The organism is Streptococcus parasanguinis (genome assembly GCF_001578955.1).
Taxonomy (GTDB): domain Bacteria; phylum Bacillota; class Bacilli; order Lactobacillales; family Streptococcaceae; genus Streptococcus; species Streptococcus parasanguinis_U.
In genome coordinates this window covers 1-271 of record NZ_KQ969779.1, presented here as the reverse complement: position 1 = coordinate 271, position 271 = coordinate 1, and the positions used below count along the sequence as shown (strand labels likewise).

The following is a 271-nucleotide window of genomic DNA, read 5'->3' as shown; positions in this document are numbered from 1 at the left end:
GCACGATTAGCAGCCAATTCACGTTGACGTTCATGCAAGCGAGTAATATTTTCAGATGTATTTTTCGTTGTTGAAACAGGTTCCTTCACTGCCGCTGTAGACACTGGAGTCGTAACAGGTGCGACAGGAGTCGGTTTTGGTTTTACTGGTTCTCTTTGACTAATCTGTGGACGTGGAGAAGTCACTTGAGGAGTCGGCTGTGGCTGTGGAACTGGTTGTGTTTCCGCCCCAGCTGCTTTTGCCTCGCGAACTTCTACTTCTTCACCGTCTT

1 pseudogene is annotated in these 271 nt (G+C 48.3%); it reads right to left on the bottom strand.

Going from position 1 to position 271, the window contains the following annotated elements:
* Window positions 1-271 (bottom strand): annotated as a pseudogene (locus SPADD19_RS11195) (cell division protein SepF); the annotation flags it as partial.